Source organism: Pseudaeromonas pectinilytica (genome assembly GCF_054780855.1).
This window is the reverse complement of the sequence record NZ_BAAGVN010000124.1, coordinates 1-19,907: the sequence shown is the minus strand read 5'-3', so window position 1 is coordinate 19,907 and position 19,907 is coordinate 1. Positions and strand designations below refer to the sequence as shown.

The 19,907-nt window shown below is 57.3% G+C and carries 16 protein-coding genes and 3 tRNA genes; 17 read left to right on the top strand and 2 right to left on the bottom strand.

Annotated features, from left to right (window positions below):
- Window positions 1-89: 89 nt before the first annotated feature.
- The gene (locus tag ACYVG7_RS08995) at window positions 90-611 is read left to right on the top strand and encodes an alpha/beta fold hydrolase (RefSeq protein WP_460882810.1); all 522 of its coding nucleotides are present in this window, start codon (window positions 90-92) and stop codon (window positions 609-611) included.
- 13 nt (window positions 612-624) lie between these two features.
- Here ACYVG7_RS08995 and pdxR read toward each other — a convergent pair whose 3' ends face one another.
- Complete coding sequence (pdxR, locus tag ACYVG7_RS08990; protein WP_460882809.1) at window positions 625-2,049, bottom strand: MocR-like pyridoxine biosynthesis transcription factor PdxR; 1,425 nt, start codon at window positions 2,047-2,049, stop codon at window positions 625-627.
- A gap of 173 nt (window positions 2,050-2,222) precedes the next feature.
- Here pdxR and ACYVG7_RS08985 point away from each other — a divergent pair, with 173 nt between their 5' ends.
- From ACYVG7_RS08985 to ACYVG7_RS08945, 9 genes are all read left to right on the top strand, one after another.
- Window positions 2,223-2,660: a rhodanese-like domain-containing protein gene (locus ACYVG7_RS08985; RefSeq protein ID WP_460882808.1), complete on the top strand. Its 438-nt coding sequence runs from the start codon at window positions 2,223-2,225 to the stop codon at window positions 2,658-2,660.
- Complete coding sequence (locus ACYVG7_RS08980; protein ID WP_460882807.1) at window positions 2,650-3,387, top strand: GNAT family N-acetyltransferase; 738 nt, start codon at window positions 2,650-2,652, stop codon at window positions 3,385-3,387. Before ACYVG7_RS08985 ends, ACYVG7_RS08980 begins: the two co-directional genes overlap by 11 nt.
- Window positions 3,388-3,649: 262 nt before the next feature.
- Window positions 3,650-4,126 carry a YbaN family protein gene (locus ACYVG7_RS08975; protein WP_460882806.1) on the top strand — a complete coding sequence of 159 codons (477 nt, stop codon included), beginning with the start codon at window positions 3,650-3,652 and terminating at the stop codon, window positions 4,124-4,126.
- A 374-nt stretch (window positions 4,127-4,500) separates the two neighbouring features.
- Window positions 4,501-6,465, top strand: a complete 1,965-nt coding sequence (locus ACYVG7_RS08970) for a TonB-dependent receptor domain-containing protein (RefSeq protein WP_460882805.1) — start codon at window positions 4,501-4,503, stop codon at window positions 6,463-6,465.
- 60 nt (window positions 6,466-6,525) lie between these two features.
- Window positions 6,526-7,557 (top strand): FecCD family ABC transporter permease, encoded by a 1,032-nt coding sequence (locus ACYVG7_RS08965; RefSeq protein ID WP_460882804.1) that lies wholly within the window; start codon window positions 6,526-6,528, stop codon window positions 7,555-7,557.
- Complete coding sequence (locus ACYVG7_RS08960; protein WP_460882803.1) at window positions 7,554-8,606, top strand: iron chelate uptake ABC transporter family permease subunit; 1,053 nt, start codon at window positions 7,554-7,556, stop codon at window positions 8,604-8,606. The genes ACYVG7_RS08965 and ACYVG7_RS08960 overlap by 4 nt, the downstream gene beginning before the upstream one ends.
- Window positions 8,606-9,418, top strand: a complete 813-nt coding sequence (locus ACYVG7_RS08955; RefSeq protein ID WP_460882802.1) for an ABC transporter ATP-binding protein — start codon at window positions 8,606-8,608, stop codon at window positions 9,416-9,418. Before ACYVG7_RS08960 ends, ACYVG7_RS08955 begins: the two co-directional genes overlap by 1 nt.
- A complete protein-coding gene (locus tag ACYVG7_RS08950) occupies window positions 9,412-10,338 on the top strand; it encodes an iron-siderophore ABC transporter substrate-binding protein (protein ID WP_460882801.1) in 927 nt (308 codons plus the stop codon). Before ACYVG7_RS08955 ends, ACYVG7_RS08950 begins: the two co-directional genes overlap by 7 nt.
- Window positions 10,339-10,666: 328 nt before the next feature.
- Window positions 10,667-14,491, top strand: coding sequence for a sensor domain-containing protein (locus ACYVG7_RS08945; RefSeq protein WP_460882800.1), 3,825 nt, complete (start codon window positions 10,667-10,669; stop codon window positions 14,489-14,491).
- Window positions 14,492-14,641: 150 nt separating this feature from the next.
- Here ACYVG7_RS08945 and ACYVG7_RS08940 read toward each other — a convergent pair whose 3' ends face one another.
- Window positions 14,642-14,830 carry a hypothetical protein gene (locus ACYVG7_RS08940; protein ID WP_460882799.1) on the bottom strand — a complete coding sequence of 63 codons (189 nt, stop codon included), beginning with the start codon at window positions 14,828-14,830 and terminating at the stop codon, window positions 14,642-14,644.
- A gap of 251 nt (window positions 14,831-15,081) precedes the next feature.
- On the opposite strand from ACYVG7_RS08940, the gene ACYVG7_RS08935 reads away from it, so the two are divergent.
- From ACYVG7_RS08935 to ACYVG7_RS08905, 7 genes are all read left to right on the top strand, one after another.
- Window positions 15,082-15,157, top strand: a tRNA-Gly gene (locus tag ACYVG7_RS08935).
- A gap of 10 nt (window positions 15,158-15,167) precedes the next feature.
- Window positions 15,168-15,241 (top strand) — tRNA-Cys (locus ACYVG7_RS08930).
- Between the two features lie 27 nt (window positions 15,242-15,268).
- Window positions 15,269-15,355, top strand: a tRNA-Leu gene (locus ACYVG7_RS08925).
- A gap of 113 nt (window positions 15,356-15,468) precedes the next feature.
- Window positions 15,469-16,485 (top strand): tyrosine-type recombinase/integrase, encoded by a 1,017-nt coding sequence (locus ACYVG7_RS08920; RefSeq protein ID WP_460882798.1) that lies wholly within the window; start codon window positions 15,469-15,471, stop codon window positions 16,483-16,485.
- Complete coding sequence (locus ACYVG7_RS08915; protein ID WP_460882797.1) at window positions 16,482-17,042, top strand: hypothetical protein; 561 nt, start codon at window positions 16,482-16,484, stop codon at window positions 17,040-17,042. The genes ACYVG7_RS08920 and ACYVG7_RS08915 overlap by 4 nt, the downstream gene beginning before the upstream one ends.
- A gap of 86 nt (window positions 17,043-17,128) precedes the next feature.
- On the top strand, window positions 17,129-17,371 hold the full coding sequence (locus ACYVG7_RS08910) for a hypothetical protein (RefSeq protein ID WP_460882796.1): 243 nt from the start codon (window positions 17,129-17,131) through the stop codon (window positions 17,369-17,371).
- 142 nt (window positions 17,372-17,513) lie between these two features.
- Window positions 17,514-19,859: a phage/plasmid primase, P4 family gene (locus tag ACYVG7_RS08905; protein ID WP_460882795.1), complete on the top strand. Its 2,346-nt coding sequence runs from the start codon at window positions 17,514-17,516 to the stop codon at window positions 19,857-19,859.
- Window positions 19,860-19,907: the final 48 nt, after the last annotated feature.

Below are 19,907 nucleotides of genomic sequence, written 5' to 3'. Positions count from 1 at the left end.
TGGAACTGGTCAGGATCGGCTGTCGAACGGCTCCAATGCCACAACGCCTGTTGAAGCTGGCTGAGTCTCGATGGTAATCAGGTCTGATTATGATCGGCGCCTCGCCCTGTTATCTCAATCACCCTGATTATTCAGGTGGCTTTACATCGGCAGATCTTAATAATATTTACAAAGCCGTGACCCATCATTTTGATGACTGGGTGATTGATTTTGCTTCATCCGCCATGGCCAATCATGACAAACCACATTTATCAATTTATTTTGCGCAAACCATTCGCTCATTTCAGCCGGAATTTATGCTGACAGTTCTCTCGTCGATATTAAACTCAGACTTCCGGGATAGATTACCCAGTGTGGTCACTCCCACCTTGATTATTCAATCCCTAAATGATGTGTTTGTGCCCCTGCAGGTCGCTACTTATCTGAATAATCAAATTACCAACAGCGAATTATCGATTATTAATGCGCAAGGGCACCTGCCGCATATCAGTGCTCACCCGGCTGTCGTCGACGCCATCAAAGCGTTTTTGCATATCCCCCCGACTCTGACGGCTCCGCCCGCCGCCGCGGTACGGACCTCCTGCTCCAATTCCTGCTCACCCCAGGCCTGATGAATCAACAGTGCTAACGCGCCATGACCTCCCCCAGCAGACGACACAGCTCCAGTAACCGGGCGTTGCCGACGGCGGCATAGCCCAACAACCAGCCTTCCTGACGCTCGGCGCCCAGATAACAGCCACTCAATGGCCGTAATCCCAACCCCAAGGCATTGCCGGACGATGTCCAGCGGGACTCCCCACCCCGCGGTAGCAGGGCCGCGCACTGCAAGCCGGAATCCGCTCGCAGCGGGGTCAGCGCCGGACAATGCCGGGCCAGTTCGGACCACAGCAGATCACGACGGCTGCGATACAAGGGCCGAACCTGACGCAAGTAGGCGGCAAAGTGTCCTTCCTGGATAAAATCGGCAGTCACGGCTTGCAACAGCTGATTATTGTGGCCATCGAACGCCGCTCGGGCTTGGGCAAAGGGTTCGACCAGAGCAGAGGGCAAGACCAGATAGGCCAGCCGCAATGAGCCAAACAGAGACTTGCTAAAGGTGCCGACATAGATCACCCGTCCCTGTTGATCGAGTCCCTGCAAGGCCGGTAGCGGATGGGGGCTGTATTGGAATTCACCATCGTAGTCATCCTCCAAAATCCAGGCATTGTGTCGCTCCGCCTCCGCCAGCAACGCCATGCGACGGGGCAGGCTCATCACCATACCCAGGGGATATTGATGGGAGGGCGTGGTGTAGATCAGTCGGGGCGCCGGGTGCGACGCGGCCAGGGCGATCCCCTCGCCATCGACCGGAACCGGATGCACCACGGCCCCGGCGCTCAACATGGCGCTGCGCGCGCCCAGATAGCCCGGCTCCTCCAGCCACACCCTGTCACCGGCATCGATCAACAACTGGGCAATCAGCTGGATCCCCTGTTGCGAGCTGGTGAGGATCAACACCTGTTCAGGCGCACAGATCAGGCCTCGCGATTGCACCAGATAGGAGGCAATGGCGGCGCGCAGCTCCGGTAATCCTTGCGGATCGCCATAGCTCATCAAGCGCGGCGCCTGCCGCTTCCAGTGCCGTTGCATCAGGCTGCCCCAAATATCCCGGGGGAAAACCCGCGGATCCCCCTGTCCGGAGCCAAAGGTTTCCAGCAGTCCAACCGGATCACGGCAGAGTCCGGCATCCAGAATACGCTGCCCACGCAAGGACAAGCCTGCTGCTGCGACGCCAGCCCGTTTGGGTTGCGGTTGCGCCGCCAGCGCCACAAAGGTTCCAGCCCCCATGCGCCGTTGCAGATAACCTTCGGCCTCGAGTCGGCTATACGCCAACTCCACCGTGCTGCGGGATACGCCCAGATCCTCGGCCAGAGCGCGACTGGCCGGTAACCGGCTGTGCAGCAGCAAGTGTCCCTCTAAAATGGCAGTGCGCAATGCCCGCACCAAACGTTCATGCAGCGGCAAATCGGCCAGTGAAGGATGAGCAAGCAGAGTGGGCAAGGCGGACATCAAAGGCTCCACGGTAGAGGGTGATCCAACATGATGCCCCAACCAGCGAACCAAAATTGGTCTGCTCATTACTGCAAAATTGGTTGGTTTAACCAGTACATTATGCCGCTAGAGTTATGAATAGCTACCCCGTTTCCTGTCACAGGCAATGACGAATTCATAAGGAGTTTTCCATGAGTGCTGTTCGCTCCTCCGGCTTGGCGCTACCCGCTGACGCTGCCCGATTTTTTGAGCATCAACTGCAGTTTCGTACCGATCCCGCTGACTTGGCTGCCGATCTTCTGGCCCGAGAGCCAGGCATTGTGGTCATCGACACCCGCTCGACCGAACATTACAGTGCCGGCCATATTCCCGGCGCGATCTCGTTTCCTCATCGCACCATGAACGCCAGCAGTACCGCCTCACTGGATCGGCAGACGCTCTATGTCTGCTACTGCGATGGCATCGGCTGTAACGGCTCAACCCGTGGCGCCTACAAGCTGGCGGCACTGGGATTTCAGGTCAAGGAGCTGATCGGTGGCCTGCACTGGTGGCGCCAGGATGGCTTTGCGATTGCCACCGGTTTGGAAGCCGGTGAACTGACGGATGGAGGGATCGGTTGTGCATGCTAACTCATATATCAACCCCTGGGGTCAGCCGTTGGGGGCTCCGATCCCCGATTGGCAACCACGCCCCTATCCGCAACGCTGTGTGCTGACCGGCTGGGGCTGTCGTCTGGAGCCAGTGGATCCTCTGGTGCACGGTGAGGATCTCTGGCAAGCCTTTGCTCTGGATGATGGCTCGCTCTGGACTTACCTGACCTCAGGGCCCTTTGTCGATCAAGCGGCGTTTATGCAGTGGTTGCACACCATCAGTCAGCAACAGGATCCGCTGTTCTTTAGCATCATTGACACCGCCAGTAACCAGTCGCTGGGATTGGCCAGCTACCTGCGGATTGATCCGACCGCCGGGAGTGTGGAAGTGGGCTGGTTGCATTTTTCACCGGCCCTGCAGCGCTCTCGACTGGCAACCGCCGCCATGGTGCTGATGATGGAGTATGCATTTTCACTAGGCTATCGCCGCTACGAGTGGAAGTGCAACGCCCTGAATCGCCCCTCCTGGCAAGCGGCCGTCCGACTGGGATTCCTGTACGAAGGCACCTTCCGCCAGGCGCGAGTCGATAAGGGGCACAGCCGCGATACCGCCTGGTTCTCTATTCTGGATCGGGAGTGGCCGCTGTTATTGCCCTGCTACCAGCAGTGGTTGGCTGCAGACAACTTCGACAGCCAGGGACAGCAACTAAGCCGGCTTTCGCAGTTGACCGCCGAGGCCCTGGGACGGCAAGCAGCAAAAGGCTAAACACGGCGGGCGGATAGCAACGGGGAGCACCACCGCTATGTTCTATCCGCTCTCTTTTTTCTATCCGCTCTCTTTTTTCTATCCGCCCTCTTCGGTCTAGGCTGAATAAATGATGGGACGAGCGCAACAAAGAGTGGCAACCCGTGGCGTTAGGCCATATGCTCAGCACAGACAAGATGAGAATTAATCGCATATTGCCGGTTCACCTGCCCGCTTCTACCCGGTGGGATCCCAGCAATGTACTGACCCGGAAATACCTGTGATGCCAACTGCCAACAAACCAGCTCCGCTTGAAAGAGCCTCAGCCACTGCAAGCTCGCCACCTAAGGTCGAGCGTCACCAGTTGGTGCGTCTGCTATTTCTCATCGCCGGTTTATTGTGTGTCGGGCTGGGTCTATTGGGCGCCCTATTGCCGTTGCTACCCACCACGCCATTTCTGTTGCTGGCTGCGGCCTGCTTTGCGCGCAGCTCGACGCGCATGCACCATTGGCTGCACCACAACCGGCTGTTTGGGGCTTACATCCAACGCTATCGCGCGGGCGATGGCATGCCGTTGCGTGCCAAAGTCATGACTCTGCTCGTCATGTGGTTATCACTGGGCTATTCCGCCGTGGTGGCCGTTCCTGCGCACTGGTGGCCGTTGGCCGTCATACTGCTGCTGATCGGAGTTGCCACCACAGTGCACATTCTCCGACTCAAAACCTACCGGTTGCCAACATCGAGCTGTCCAGAGCGCTAACCCTTCGCCATAGACCCAAGCCTACCCAGCGCTGTTACATCGAGTAGACGTAGCCACACCGCCGTGGCTAAACCGCCGTGGCCGGTTCATACATGGTTCGCACATGGTTTGTACATTCATGTCCCTGCTCATTGAGACTCCACGCCCCCACGTTAAGCAGCAGGCTTATTTGCATTTTTTTACGCAATAACAACGAAATAGAACATTCGTTGACAGTGAGAACCATTATCAATAATATCCTGGCGTTCCAATAGGGAAGCGATCAGCTCCCGGATGACCCGTCCGATCCCGGCAACCTTTCTCCGGCATATCTCGACAACGGGACGGTCAATTTCATTTTTTCGTGTAGAAGACACACCTGCAAGGAGTCTAATGTGCTGCCCTCAACCAACCCCGCTCATCGACTAAACACGCTGGCCAAAGCGATTGTATGCGCCACCCTGCTGCCTGGCCTCGCCATGGCCAATACTGACGCGGAGGCTACCGCCGAGAGCGTGGTGGTGACGGCCAGTCAGACCGAACATACCGAATTGAACGCCCCGGCCAGCGTCTCTGTGGTTACGCGGGAGCAGTTGGATCAACTGGCCGCCACCAACCTCAGCGATGCCATCAAGTCCCTGCCTGGGGTCAATGTCAATCCGGCCACCAGCTATGGCCGCAGTGAAATCAAACTGCGTGGCATGGACAGTGACTACACCTTGCTGCTGATCAATGGCCGCCGTATCAACTCTCGCGATGCCCTGAGCTCCTCGTATGGCAACGATTTCGACTTGTCATCGATCCCCATGGTTGCCGTCGAGCGCATCGAGGTGATCCGTGGCGCCATCTCGTCCCTGTATGGTGCGGATGCCCTCGGCGGGGTGATCAACGTGATCCTGCGCGAGCCAACCGCCAAGACCAAGGGCGCTCTGGAATATGCCTATCAGGAACCGACCTCCGGTCAGAGTGGCGATTTGCACGATGGTAGCGGCTATTTGAGCGGCGCCCTGATCGACAACAAATTGCTCGGTCAGGTCATTGTCGAGCAAAAGCATAAAGATGCCTGGAAGAGCGAACAATCGACCAACCCGAACGCTGATGCCAGCGAAAAACAAGAGCGCAGCAGCCTGCTCTCCTCACTGAAATATCTGCTCGACGAGCGACAAGATATTACCCTGGATGCCAGTCTGACTCGCGATGATCGCCTGGCGCACTGGAACAACTACGGTGCCACACCGACCAACCGCCAGGAGATGGATCGCGTCACCTTGGGGTTGACTCACAATGGACGCTGGCAAGCGGGCAACAGCCAACTGCGTTATTTCTATGAAGATGTCGATCTGATGGATGACTCCGAGCTCAATGGCGCCATCGGCAACATTAACCAGCAGAATCATACGGTGGATGGCCAGCTCAGCACGTTGCTCGGCGACCACTTGCTGACGACCGGTGCCGAGTACCGGCAGACACAACTGCAACATTCCATGAACCTGAAGTCCGGTGATGCCAAAGTCGACCAGCAAGCCGCCTACCTGCAGGATGAATATGGCATTGGCGATCTGGCCTTGACCCTCGCCGGGCGACTGGATCACCACGACACCTACGGCAGCGAGTTCAGCCCGCGGGGTTATGCCCTGTATAACCTGACCGAGCGCTGGGTCGTCAAGGGCGGGGTCGGCAAAGCCTTCAAGGCGCCCACTCTGGCACAGTCCGACGAGGACTACAGTGTCACCGCGTGTCGGGGTCGCTGTGTGGTGGTCGGGAACCCAGATCTGAAACCGGAAACCGCCCTCAGTTATGAGCTCGGGACTGCCTATCAGGATGCAAGCTGGGGAGCCGGCATTACCGCCTTCGATAACCAGATTGAAGATATGATCCAGAGCCAGAGCTGGAAGACCAATCCCGGCGCACCGATCCTCACCTACCAGAACATCAGCCAAGCGCGCCTGCGCGGGATTGAGTTCATGCCCTGGGTCGATGTTACCCAAAATGTGAAACTGGATGCCAACTACACACTCGTCAAAGCCAAGGATGAAACCACGGGTCTGGAGTTGCTGCAAACCCCCGAGCACACCGCCAACCTGACTCTGAACTGGCAAGTGCTGAGCAACCTCAACGCCTTCAGCCGCTACCAATACACCGGTAGCCAGCTGATCTATGTGGCCTCGGCGAATGCCAACCAGAAGAGTGCGGCATTCCATACCCTGGATCTGGGTACCAACTACAACCCCATCCAGCCATTGACGCTGAAACTGGGCATGAACAACCTGACAAATACCAAACGGGATGAGGTCGCCACCGCCGCCGATACCGTGCTGCAAGGCCGGACCGTGACCGCAGGATTCGCCTACCAACTGTAACCCCGCAAGCGGCCACTCCGGTGGCCGCAGACCTGCTCCCTATGTCGCGTGAGGTGTTTCATGCATCGTCATCATCGAAGGCTGGCCAGTGTCGGTTTGCTGTTGCTTGGTAGTTTTATGCTGTTATCCATGGCGGTCGGTGCGGGCGAATATGGGCTGTCCGAATTATTCGGCTACTTATTCGGCTACCTGGGTGGCGATACCGCCTTACACAGCAATCCTCACTTGACCATGATTCTGTACACACTGCGCTTGCCTCGGACGCTCTGTGCCGTGCTGGTCGGCAGTGCCCTGGCAGTGGCGGCAACTCTGCTGCAAAGTGCCACCCGCAATCCTCTGGCAGAGCCCGGACTCCTCGGCGTCAATGCCGGTGCGGTTCTGGGTCTGATCCTCGGGCTGACCTATGCCGGCATCAGCTCCACCTTCGGCTATCTGCTCTGGTCCGCCGGGGGGGCGCTGCTGGGCAACCTGCTGGTTTTGGCCTTGGGCTCGTTACTATCCGCAGGCCAACCCTTGACCCTGATCCTGGTGGGAGTCGCCTTGAACGCCATCTTCAGCGGCCTATCCAGTTTCCTGCTACTGGCTAATCAAGCGGTGCTGGATCAGTTCCGGTTCTGGGATATGGGCTCGGTCGCAGCAGTCGAAATGGCCGCCCTTCTGTTTCTGCTGCCGGTGGTATTACTGGCCTGGCTGCTGATCCTGCCGGTGTGCCGCAGCCTGAGCCTGATGCAGATGGGTGATACTCAGGCCCGCGCTCTGGGCGTCGCCACGCAGCGGGTCCGCCTGATCATCCTGCTGGTCGTCACCCTGCTGACCGGGAGTGCGGTGGCATTAGCCGGACCGATCGGCTTTCTGGGGTTACTGGCCGCTGTGCTGGCGCGGCAAGTTGCTCCGGTTGCCTTAGGTCGCCAGCTGCTGTTTTCTGCACTGACGGGCGCACTACTGCTGTTAGTGGCGGATATTCTGGCGCGCTGGCTGATCCAGCCATTTGAATTGGCCGATGGCACCTTGCTGGCCGTGGTGGGCGCACCGGTCTTGATCGGCATGGTCTGGCGGACCCGCACCCCCTGGTTAACCGGGAGAGCGGCATGACAACATCGCGGTTCATCCCTGCAGGACAACTCCTACTCCGCATAGGCCCCTATGCCTTGCTGTTACCCCGCCGCAGCCTGCTGCTCGGCGCCCTGCTGACGCTGCTACTGGCCATCGCGTCCCTGTTGGCACTGGGCGTTGGCACCCTCTGGTTAACACCGGAGCAGATCTGGAATGGCCTGCTGCAGCGTGGCCCGGCGATGCCGCAGCTGCTGATCCATGGCATCCGCCTCCCCCGGATCTGCGCTGTCCTGCTGGCAGGTGCCGCGCTCGGTATCGCCGGTTGTCTGCTGCAGACGCTGGTCCGAAACCGCTTGGCGACTCCCGATATGGTCGGGGTCAATGAGGGCGCCGCATTGGCCATCATACTGTTTACCATCCAGTTGGGTATTGGCAGCTGGCCCTGGTGGGCGGCCCCCCTCGGCTCGGTGCTTGCCGCTGCAGCCCTGTATGCCTTGTGCCGGGATCCGGGCGAGCAGGGTTATCGCTTCGTGGTCATCGGTATTGCGCTGTCCGAGTTGTTCAATGCGCTGGGACAATTGGCGATGTCGAGCCAACCACTGGTCCATCTGGCCAGCCTGTATCTGTGGTCGATGGGCCACTTCGCAGGCCAGGGCTGGAACACGCTGCAGCCGGTGTCGCTGTCTCTGTTGCTGCTGTGTCCTTTGCTGATCATGCTGCAGCGCCCGCTGACCTTGCTGCTGCTCGATCCGGCCAGTGCCCGCAGTCTGGGATTGATGATGGTACCACTGCAACTTTCGGTGCTGGGATTGGCCATTCTGACGGCCGCGTTGGGAACTGCGATCGGCGGGCCTGTGGTGTTTATTGCCATGGCCGCCCCCATTATGGCCACCAGCCTGCTGCGGCAACCGGGAGCCCCACTGTGGCTGGCCGCCTTGTGTGGTGCCTTACTCCTGCTCGGTAGTGACACCCTGGTCCGGCTGCTGGCCTATCCCCAGGAGTTGCCGACCGGGCTGATGACACGCTTGCTCGGTGGCTTATTACTACTCGGTCTGTTGCTGCGCCGCCGCCCCTCCGGAGACAACTAATGTTGCTTGATGTTGAAGATTTGCATTTCTCCTACCCGCAAAAAACGGTGTTGCAAGGGATCAGCTTTCAGTTGGCGCCCGGGCAACTGGTCGGGATCGTCGGCCCCAATGGCTGCGGCAAATCGACGCTGCTGAAACTGCTGGCTCGCCAGCAGATCCCGGATCGCGGAACCATCCGCTTGGGTGGTCAGCCCTTACCCCTGTATGCCCACAAGACCCTGGCTCGGCAGTTAGCCTACTTGCCCCAGCGTCCGCTGCTGCCCGCTGGCATACGGGTGGATCAGTTGGTGCAATATGGTCGCTATCCCCATCAAAGCTGGCTGCGGCAGTGGAGTGACGAAGACAGCCGTCTGGTCGCCACGGCTCGGGATCGCCTGCAATTAGCCAACATCTGGCAGCAGCCGGTCGCCTCTTTATCCGGCGGACAGGCGCAACGTGCCTGGCTCGGCATGATCCTGGCCCAGGACAGCGAGCTGATCTTGCTGGATGAACCAACCAGTGCACTGGATTTGGGCCACCAGGCCGATGTGCTCGAAGCCATCCATCAGATGACCCAGCTCGGCAAGACTGTGTTGATGGTGATCCATGATCTGGGAGCCGCCGCCCGTTATTGCGATCAGTTACTGGCCCTGACGGACGGCCAGATCGCCGCTTGGGGTCCGGCGCGCGAGGTGATAAACAAACCGCTGATCGAACAGTTATATGGCACTGAGGTGGACATTCTTCAGGCACCCTTCGATGCCGCACCTGTCATAGTCCCACGCCGTCGCCCCCTGTCCCCTGAGCTCACGACCAAGGAAATTCCATGCTGAAATTAGTGTTCCACCGCTGGCAACGACTGTTAACTCTCGCCCTGTTTGGCTCTCTGCTCTCAGGCCCGATCCAAGCGCGTCCGGTCACCGATGCCCTGGGGCAAGTCCATCAGGTTCCGGATCACCCAAGCCGAGTGGTGACCTTGAGTGAAATCGATCTGGATATTGCCCTCGCCCTGGGCATCACGCCGATTGGAGCCGTCAACGGCCGAGGGCAGAGTGCACTGCCCCGTTATCTGGCAGCCGCTGGCGGCCAGAAAGTGCCCTCCATCGGCGCGCTGGATAATCCAAATCTGGAATTGGTACTGGCCCTGGAGCCGGATCTTATCCTCACCGGGCCACTAAAGCCGGAGCAACTGGCCCTGCTCAACCAGATAGCGCCGACTCTGGTCACCGCCAACTGGGGTGCGCCCTGGCAGGAAACGCTGCACCGGGTCGCGGGTATTCTCAACCGGCAAGCCGAAGCGACGAGCTTTATGGCGCGCTATGAGGCTCGGCTGGCCCAAGTCCGGCAACAGCTGGCATCCCAGCAGGGTGAGAGTCTGAGCATAGTGCGCTGGAATCCGAAGGGGCCGGCCTATATGCACCGGGATGCCTTTGCCAGTCGGGTGATCCAGCAACTGGGATTGGTGCGCCCGCCCCAGCAACAAGAGCCGGGCCATACCCACTCGCCGTCACTCAGCCTGGAATCGCTAGCCCGTCTGGATGGCGATTGGTTGGTGATTGGCACACTCAGCACCAGTGGTGAGGCGGTGGATGCCATGGAGCAAGCGGCGCAGAGCCCGGCATTTCGTCAGATGGGGGCCATCCAGCGCGGCCATTATGGCCGCGTCGATGGTTCACTCTGGACCTCGGTGGGCGGCCCGCTGGCCGCCTTGCAGGTCATCGCAGACGTCGAACAACTGCTGAGCCCACGCTAGACATAGCGGTCTACTTGTGGCTGTCACCGGGTTCCATCCGATGACAGCCACCCAGCCTACACCGCCCCATACACCTAGCATCAACAGGGGTAATCTGCATAAATGTGATTGTTTCCACAGCAATTTCATCATTATTCCCATCTTCGAGCACGGAATGTACACTCAAAGCACGTCATTCTATGGCTGACGCGTTCAACGTGCAGGCTGACGGTCTCGACGACCCAGATGCCATCGGTTGATCGTGATTGATGATTCACAGCCGGTGTTCAATACAGCTGCGGGTCAGTCAGGGACCGCGTCGTCAGTAGCCCTGAGAGGTGATAAACCGATGTTTAAATCGCCACGCAATCGCTTCATCCTGTTGGCGGTCAGCAGTTACCTTGTCCTGGCCTTAGTGTGGATCTTCCTCTCCGATCATCTGCTGATGTTGGTGACCAGCCCTGACGCTGTGGTCGAATTATCGACGGTCAAGGGGATCTTTTTTGTCGTAGCGACGGCGGCGCTGTTTTACTTTGCCTTACGAGCCATTCCTGATCACAGTGCTGGGCCTCGCAGCGCGCTCCTGGAGGCCATCTCGATCGGCATCCACCATGGCGCGCAATCGCGCTGGTTAATCTATGGCTTTGCCATCACGATAGCGCTTTCCATGTTGGCGCTGCGTATGGCGATCCCCCTCGAGTTAAGCCAACAACCCCTGATGATCCTGTTTATGCTGCCTATCATCCTCAGTGCCCTGATCGGGGGCTTAGGACCGGGTCTGCTGGCCACGGCGCTGTTGTGTCTGGGCATTGACCTGCTGGCCAAGCCCGCACTGCATGTCTTCGAGTCCCCGTCCTATGTGCACCTGCAATGGGTGTTTCTGATGGTCAACGGCATTGCGGTCAGTATTCTCAGCGCCCTGCTCCAACGCTCCATCGCCACCTTGGAAGTGAATCAACGGTTGATGGACTCCATTGTCACCGGCACCTCCGATGCGGTTTTTATCAAGGATCGGCAAGGCCGTTATCTGATGGCTAATGCTGCTGCCTCCGCCTTTGTCGGCAAAACACCGCAGCAACTGATTGGTCTTGATGACAGCGCCTTATTTGACGAGGAATCGGCGCAGAGCTTGCGCGACACCGACGCCGCCATCATGGCGGCTGGCAAGGTACAGACCCATGTCGAGCACCTCAACATCCAGACCGGCCAGTCGCTAGTGTTTATGGTGACCAAGGGCCCGGTACTGGATAAGAGTGGTGCCGTCATTGGGCTGTTCGGTATTTCTCGGGACATTACCCGTCAACAGCAGGCTCAGGATGCGCTCAAAGCCAGTGAGACCGCATTACGGCAGGCCCAGCGCCTTGCCAAGGTGGGGAACTGGGAATGGGATCTGCAAGCCGGGATCCCCCGTTGGTCCGATGAGGTTTACCAGATCTTTGGCCGGGATAGCCAGCTCCCTGCCGCTGACTATCCGGAGGTGCAACGTTACTTCACGGCCGTGAGCTGGCAGCAGCTGGATCCGCTGGTCACCCGTTGCCGAGAGCTCGGCCAGAGCTACGAATGTGATGTGGAGATCATCCGCGACGACGGCGAGCATCGCTGGGTCACGGCTCGCGGCGAAGCCATCGCCGACTCACAAGGCCACATCCATCACCTGCATGGCACCATGCAGGATATTACCGATGCCAAATTGCTGGCCCTGCAGCTCCAGGCCAGCCAGGAACGCCTGCAGTTGGTCGTCGAGGCCACGAGCGATGGTTTCTGGGATTGGGATATTCCGCGCCAGCATGTCTATCGCTCTCCTCGTTATTACGAGGTCACCGGCTACTCCGCCGACGAAGATACCCATGATTTCACCTTTTTTGCCACCATGATCTACCCAGTTGATCGGGAGGGCGTGCTCAACCATATCAATGCACATCGTCGTGGCGAGACCAGCCGTCTGGATTTCACCTTTCGTCTCGTCACCAAGAGTGGGTTGATCCGCTGGATGCGAGTTCTGGGGCGCGCGGTACACCGCGATGCCAGCGGCGAGGCAACCCGCCTGATTGGATCCTTATCCGATATATCCGAACACAGGCGAGCCGAAGAGGCACTTCTGGAACGCGAGCAGCAGCTCGCCCGGGTCATTGAAGGCTCCGATCAGGGGTATTGGGAGTGGGATCTACAGACCAACGAATTCGTGGTCAGCCCACGCTGGGAGACCATGCTCGGTTATCAACCTGGAGAGATGGACGTCCGCCCCGAGAACTGGGGAGCCTTGGTGCAACCTGATGACTTAGTAATGGCTAGAGACTCGATCGAGCGTCATTTGCGCGGCGAAATCCCCAGTCATGAAGTCGAGATCCGCTGTCGTACCAAGGCCGGCGGCTGGCGCTGGATCCTCTCCTGTGGACGCATCGTCGCCAGGGATGAACAGGGCAATCCGCTGTTGATGTCCGGCACCCACACCGATATTACCGAGCGCAAGATCCTAGAACAGGCGCAAAAGGAAGCGGCCGTGGTGTTCGAAAGCAGCTATGAAGGCATCATGGTGGTCAATCCGGATAATTTCATCGCCAAGGTCAATGCGGCATTCAGCCGGATCACTGGATACTCGGCCGAAGAAGCGATTGGCCAGCCAACCAGCCTACTCTCCTCTGGGCAACATGATGACGCCTTTTACCAAGCGATGTGGCACTCGGTACATGAGCACGATTTCTGGCGCGGTGAAATTTGGAATAAGCGCAAAAATGGTGAAGTCTATGCCGAGTTGCTCTCCATCTCGACGGTACGCAATGCCCAAGGCGAACTGTTGCATTATGTGGGCCTGTTTTCCGATATTACCCAACTCAAAGCCCATGAATTCGAGCTCGACCGGGTCGCCCACTATGATCCGTTAACCGGAGTCCCCAATCGGCGCCTGCTGTCGGATCGGCTACATCAAGCCATAATCCGCTCGGTGCGGCATCATAAGTCCTGCGCCATCTGCTTTCTCGATCTGGATAATTTCAAAGCCATCAATGACCGCTACGGCCATGAAGTCGGTGACCACCTGTTAATCGGCGTGACCAGCAATCTGCTGACGGTTCTGCGCAACGAAGATACCCTCTCGCGGATCGGTGGGGATGAATTCGTGATCCTGCTCGCCGATATCGCGTCGGCGGAAGACTGCACCCTGATCCTGGATCGTTTACTGACCGCGATCGGCGACCCCGTCAGCGCCAATGGCGTCCAGATCACCATCTCGGCCAGCATCGGGGTCACTCTCTACCCGGAAGACAATGAAGATCCCGATACCCTGCTGCGCCATGCCGATCAGGCCATGTATCAGGCCAAAGAAGCGGGGAAAAACCGTTACCAGTTATTCGATCCGGAAAGCGATCGCAAGGCGCAAACCCATCGCAAATACCTGGAAACCATGCATCAATCGCTGCTGAACCAGGAATTTGTGCTGTTCTACCAGCCCAAGGTGGACTTGGACGATGGCCGGGTCATTGGCGTCGAGGCATTGATCCGTTGGCAACATCCCGAGCTGGGCCTGCTCACTCCCGCGGACTTCTTGCCCCATCTCCATGGCAGCCATCTGGAGACGACCTTCGGCGAATGGGTGATCAGCACGGCGATGGCACAAGCCGCCACTTGGCATAAAGCAGGGTTACAGATGACCGTCAGTGTCAATGTCAGTGCCAATCATCTGCTCCAACCCGGATTCTTCGCTCATCTGCAGGCGACACTGGCCCAGCATCCCGAGGTCAAACCTGAACATTTTGAATTGGAAGTTCTGGAGAGTGCCGCCATTGCCGATATGGAGCAGGCCATCGGGATCCTGCTGGATTGCCGCCAATTGGGAATTCATTTTGCTCTCGACGATTTTGGCACCGGCTATTCGTCCTTGACCTATCTGCGCAAGCTGCCCATCGATACTTTGAAGATCGATCAAAGCTTTGTCCGCGATATGCTGACCGACAACGATGATCTGGGCATCGTCGAGGGCGTGATCCAATTGGCGAATGTCTTTCACCGCCAGGTGATCGCCGAAGGGGTCGAAACCATGGCCCACGGCAAGCAGTTGCGCCTGTTGGGCTGCCATCTAGTTCAGGGGTATGGGATCGCGCGGCCGATGCCCGCGTCTGCGGTCGAGGAATGGTGTATCCAATGGCATAACGACAAGCCTTGGCTTGCCTTACAGTAAAGCGGGCAAATGGCTCGAAGAGAAACTAAGTCTGTGGTGCAACGTCTTGAATAGACGCCTAGCGGGATGTTATGGATGCTAATGACGGATCCGTTAGCCAGGGTGCCGGCGGCCGCGTATACGACTCGCACCGGCGTTCCAGGCTACGCACTACGAGCCAATAGGAAACTGCTCACCTTGATTAATTTCCGCCTCCCGATGTTCAGCCGCTTGCTCAATGATGGGCCAACTGCTGGGTTGTGCACGGCGCGCCGACACAATCAACGCATCCAGATTGGTACGATTGTTGGCCTTGCGAAAGTGATGTAACCAGTCGTTCAGCGTGTGTAATTCGTCCATCGATAGTCTCCCTCAGTCATCTGATGAATGCTGTAAAAATACACAGTATCACAGTTCACCTCCGCTGTCTGTGCCCGTCGTCTATTAAGCGAACCGCGTTATTCCTCAACAGCCTTCATGGCCGAGACAAACGAATCAGCAAGACAACTGCCGATTTGCTAAGCAATTGAAAGCTGAGTAGTAAAAATTGTTTTGACCCGCGGAGTTCTCTACGTATAATGCGCCGGTCTTCTGCAGACAATGTCTGTAAAGCGGGAATAGCTCAGTTGGTAGAGCACGACCTTGCCAAGGTCGGGGTCGCGAGTTCGAGTCTCGTTTCCCGCTCCAAGTTCTCAAAGGCGCGTTAACAAAGCGGTTATGTAGCGGATTGCAAATCCGCCTAGTCCGGTTCGACTCCGGAACGCGCCTCCAATTTCTCAGTCTTGTACTGATTCCGATGCCCGGTTGGTGAAATCGGTAGACACAAGGGATTTAAAATCCCTCGCTGGCAACGGCGTGCCGGTTCGATTCCGGCACCGGGCACCATTTGAAAAGCCTGTCTGGTCAACAGGTTAGCGTTGCGAAAGTGGTGCTAAAACTGCGGTTGTTACTTCCTATCTACACGCCCCCATGGCGTAACAAGGCGGAGTAACAACAAAATGGCAAAGATACAAGTTCGCAAAGGTGCCAAGGGCACTACCTACCGAGTCGAGTTCATGCGCGACGGCCGTCGTGTGTCCAAATCATTCAAACTCAAAAAAGAAGCGGAAAAATTCGCAGCGCTTGTCGTTGTGGATGATAGTTTCGCGCACGGCTTGAGTAATTACACACTAAACACTCTCACCCTTTCCAAAGCCATCCGCGAATATCTCGATCAGCACACTGGCCGAGATCAAAACGTGTTCCATCGTCTCGGCTGGTGGGCTGATCGTCTTGGTGATAAACCCGTCGGCAAAGTCACCCGGCAGCATATCAAAGCGGCGTTGGATACACTCAAATCAGAAGGTAAAGCGCCCGCCACCCTCAACCGCTACAAAGCAGCATTATCCAGCGTGTTTGCATTCATATGCGACGAGCATGACCTCAAGGTGAACCCCTGCCGCGAAGTTAAGCAGCAATCAGAGGACAACGCCCGGACTCGCTTCTTATCGGATGCCGAACTGCCGCGATTGCTCGATGCTGCCAAGGCGTCAGAGTGGCCCCGTCTTTACATGCTGATCTTGATGGCTATCACGACCGGAGCCCGACGGGGCGAGCTGATCGGCCTGAAATGGTCTGACGTCGATTTGAAAGCCCGAACCGCACACCTTCACACGACCAAGAACGGCGATCAGCGCGTCCTGGCGCTGACCGATGCAGTTATCTCCGAGCTGGCCAGTTTTCGGGAAGTGGGCAATGGTTATGTGTTCCCGCACCCGTCACGCCTTGGCGAACCGTTCCACTATTTCGATCACCTGTGGCAAGCTGCCCGTAGTGCTGCCGGGATTACTGATTTCCACTTCCATGATTTGCGCCACACATGCGCCAGTCTCCTTGCCATGAATGGCGCATCACTGTTAGAAATCGCGCAAGTGCTGGGCCATAAATCAATCACCATGACCCAACGCTATAGCCACCTGTGCAACGGGCACAAAGCCAAGCTGACGGATCGAGTGTTTGGAGGGATTGCCAAGTGAATAACGACGAGCGCGATTATATTCTGGGTATGTATGAGGGGTGGCTGGGTGAAGAACTCAGCCCCGATCAGCTATTGGCTGCTTTCTGTGGACGCTGGGCGGATGTATCGCCCGCATCCGCTGCTTATATCTTAACCAAGCAACAGGATCCGTTGTTTGTTCATGTTGGCGGTGCTGGATTATTCGCCCGTGCCGGGGACTACAAAGCAGCATTCGAAAATGAAGCGGCTGTTAGCGGGTTAATGCAAAAGGCCATGCTGTGGCAACATGATCATTTCGCCCCAAAAATCGAGGCCGAAGCGGTCAGAGCGAAGCAGGCGGCTGGCGGGGCCAAGTCTAAACGGTCTGCCGATTACCTACCACTACTGGAGCATTATCATAGGCGCTACCCTGACCTTTCTTTGGATAGCGTTCTGGATCTCATGGTAGACAAAGGAAAGGGTGAGTTTGAAGATGGCGGTAAATTTGTGTTCGATCCCGACGATTACTCCACGTCGGCAGAACCACGTTCTCTATCGGCAATCCGAAAAATATGGAAAAAAGTTATTACCGGATAACCGTTATCCGGTAAATCCGTCTCGTATCGTGTCCCTGTAACAACCGCAGTCGACCAAACTGACCAAGTTCACAGGGGTACAAGATCATGCAAGACCAAGAGCTGACACAATTCATCACAAACCTGGATAACTGGATCCCGCAACGGGAGATCCCTAATCGTTATCCGCAATTTTCACCCTCCCAAATCAAGATCCTTTTCTGGAAGCGCGACGAGCACCCCGGCCTTGAACGATGCAGCCGCATGGTGGGCCGTCGCATGTATATCAATGCCCCATTATTCGGCCTTTGGCTGGCTGGCCAACTGCCCGCCCAACGAGCCAACGGATAGGACAACCCACGGGAAGCCAGGGTTGATCCGCCTTGCAGCAAGTCGGGGCGTAAATCGTGACGATATTAGCCAATTCCACAAATAAAAACGCCCCGGCAGGTGCGAACTGTCAGGGCGTCAATCCAGTAAAGGATTCGATTTCATGAGCAGTATTTCAAACCGTGACGCGTTAGTCAATGAGCGATTTTTAATCAAACAAGACGGCCAATTGGTGGCAGGGCTCGAATATACCAACCGAGCCGAAGCGGAATTTACCCGTGATATGTTTGGCCCTGGCTGCCAGGTTGTCACATGGATGGACGGTATCCGCGACGATCTGACCGCTAAGGGATGGCGCTGTATTCCGGCTGCCCGTGTGGCTGGCAAAATGCAGCCGTTGGGCGGCTATATCGACGGCCAGGTTTACCCGAGCACTGCCAAGCAATGGCAAAGCGCCGAAGCCATAGCCGTGGCGCTACCTGCTGATTATCTGCTGATTGACCTGGACGGATACAAGGAAGGAGCCGCAACCGTTGGGCAAATTGCCGACGCGCTGGGGCTGACCGTTGACCAGTTGAACCGGGCTAAGGTGCAGGAACGCGCCCGGAAGTCATCCGTTCACTGGGTATTCCGTCTGCAAACTACTGTAAATATAAAGGCATCAACAGGGGAATGGTTGCCGAGTGTAGATATTAAGACGGGCAACAGCAACGGCTTGGTATACATCAAGCCCGGCAAAGTTGCGGCATTCCCGACCGTTGCTGATGTTCAACCGTTACCCGTGGCCGTTCGCCACCCTCTACCAGTCCAAGCCCCGGAAGTGTCCCGCCCGTGTGCTGCTGTGCGGATTGCTACTGAACCAACCCCTGCGGGCCTGGTGCTGTTAGACGATGTAATCGGCAAACTGGCCGACTGCCCGGAGGGTGGCCGCAATGATTCGCTGAACTCCGCAGCCGTTCGCCTGGCCCATTATGTGGCTGGTGGAGAATTGCCGGGCGAAATGGTAGAGACTCGCCTGATCGAGACGGCCAAGGCGTTGGGACTGTCCGAGCGTGAAGCCGCCGCAACGGTTCGATCCGGTATGCGCAAAGGGGCATCCGAGCCGCAACGCCTGACCGCAACTATCGCCGCCGAAGCCTTTGCACAACCAATCGAGCCGCCTACTGCCGGGGGCGATTATATGCCGTTCGAGGCGGTGAATGTGGCTCCCACGGAGTTGGTGAACGACCAACTAACTGATGCCCGCCTTATTTATGGTGCCGCCCTTCAACGCCTAGCCACATTCGAGGGAGAGCCTCACTGGTGGAACGGTCGGGAATGGGAGCCTGTAGATCCCCTGCTTTTAAGGCGTCACGTCGCTAGAGCGATGGAAAGCGATCAATCAAAGGGCATTAGAGTGAACAAATCCCGTCTCGATGGCACTTTGTCCATGCTGCCGCTAATCGCTCCTATGCTGGGGCGGCTCAACCCGCCGAGCAAGACCGTTTTTTTCAGCAGCGGCGCGTTTAATCCCGAGACTGGCACCCTGGCACCACACGACCCGGCGAACGCCAACAGCCGCACCCTTGCGGTTGATTATGACCCTACCGCCGTTGCGCCAACCTGGCGGGCATGGCTGGCCGATATTTTTCAAAGTGAACCGGAGCGGATCGGCTTGCTACAGGAGATCATGGGCTGGACACTGTGCCGCGACAATTTGGGCATCGAAAAGGCGGCAATCATGATCGGCCCTTCACGGTCTGGTAAAGGCACGATCATTCGCGTGATGCAGGCGCTATTGCAGGGCGCTGCCGGGGCGTTCCAGTTACCAGAGTTGGCAGACGATAAGAACCTATCAAGTATGCGAGAGTGGGCATTGGCAATTGATTCTGAGGCAGCCAGCCCGGCGAAAGTGAACGCCCGTCAGGTTGTGGCTAGGTTTAAAGCTATAACATCAAACGAAAGAATCCCTGTTAAATTACTCTACACACAAAAAACTTGGCAGGGGTCGCTAGATTGCAAGCTGCTGCTAGCCGCGAACAGCGTCCCTACGATGTGGGACGATAGCGGCGCAACAGGCAACCGCTGGATCCCGCTTGTGTTCGATCGGTCATTCCTTGGTAAAGAAGATCCTACCCTAGCCGAGAGGCTTATCACTGAACTGCCGGGGATAGCGGTCTGGGCGCTAGAAGGGTTACAACGATTGATGGCTCAAGGCCGTTTCACGCTACCGGAGAGCAGCCGGAACGAATTGGAAAACATGATCCAGAGCGGCTCACCCGTCGAACAGTTCATTGATGAATGTCTGACGTTCGGCGCCGACCATCGGATCGCTGATTCGACCATATGGACGGCATACGGGGCATGGGTTGCCCGTACCGGCCACGATGGTATGAAACGGCACAATCTTATGAAGGCGCTGGAAGATGCGACACGGGCCAAGGGGGTTAGGCGTCAGAAATCAGTGCGGATCGGTATTTCCGACCATAGAGGCTTTTCATGTACAGGATCTTTAGCTACAACCAATTGAAATAGATAGAAAAAAGGCTTCGTTTGTGATCTGATTTAATCGCAAAAA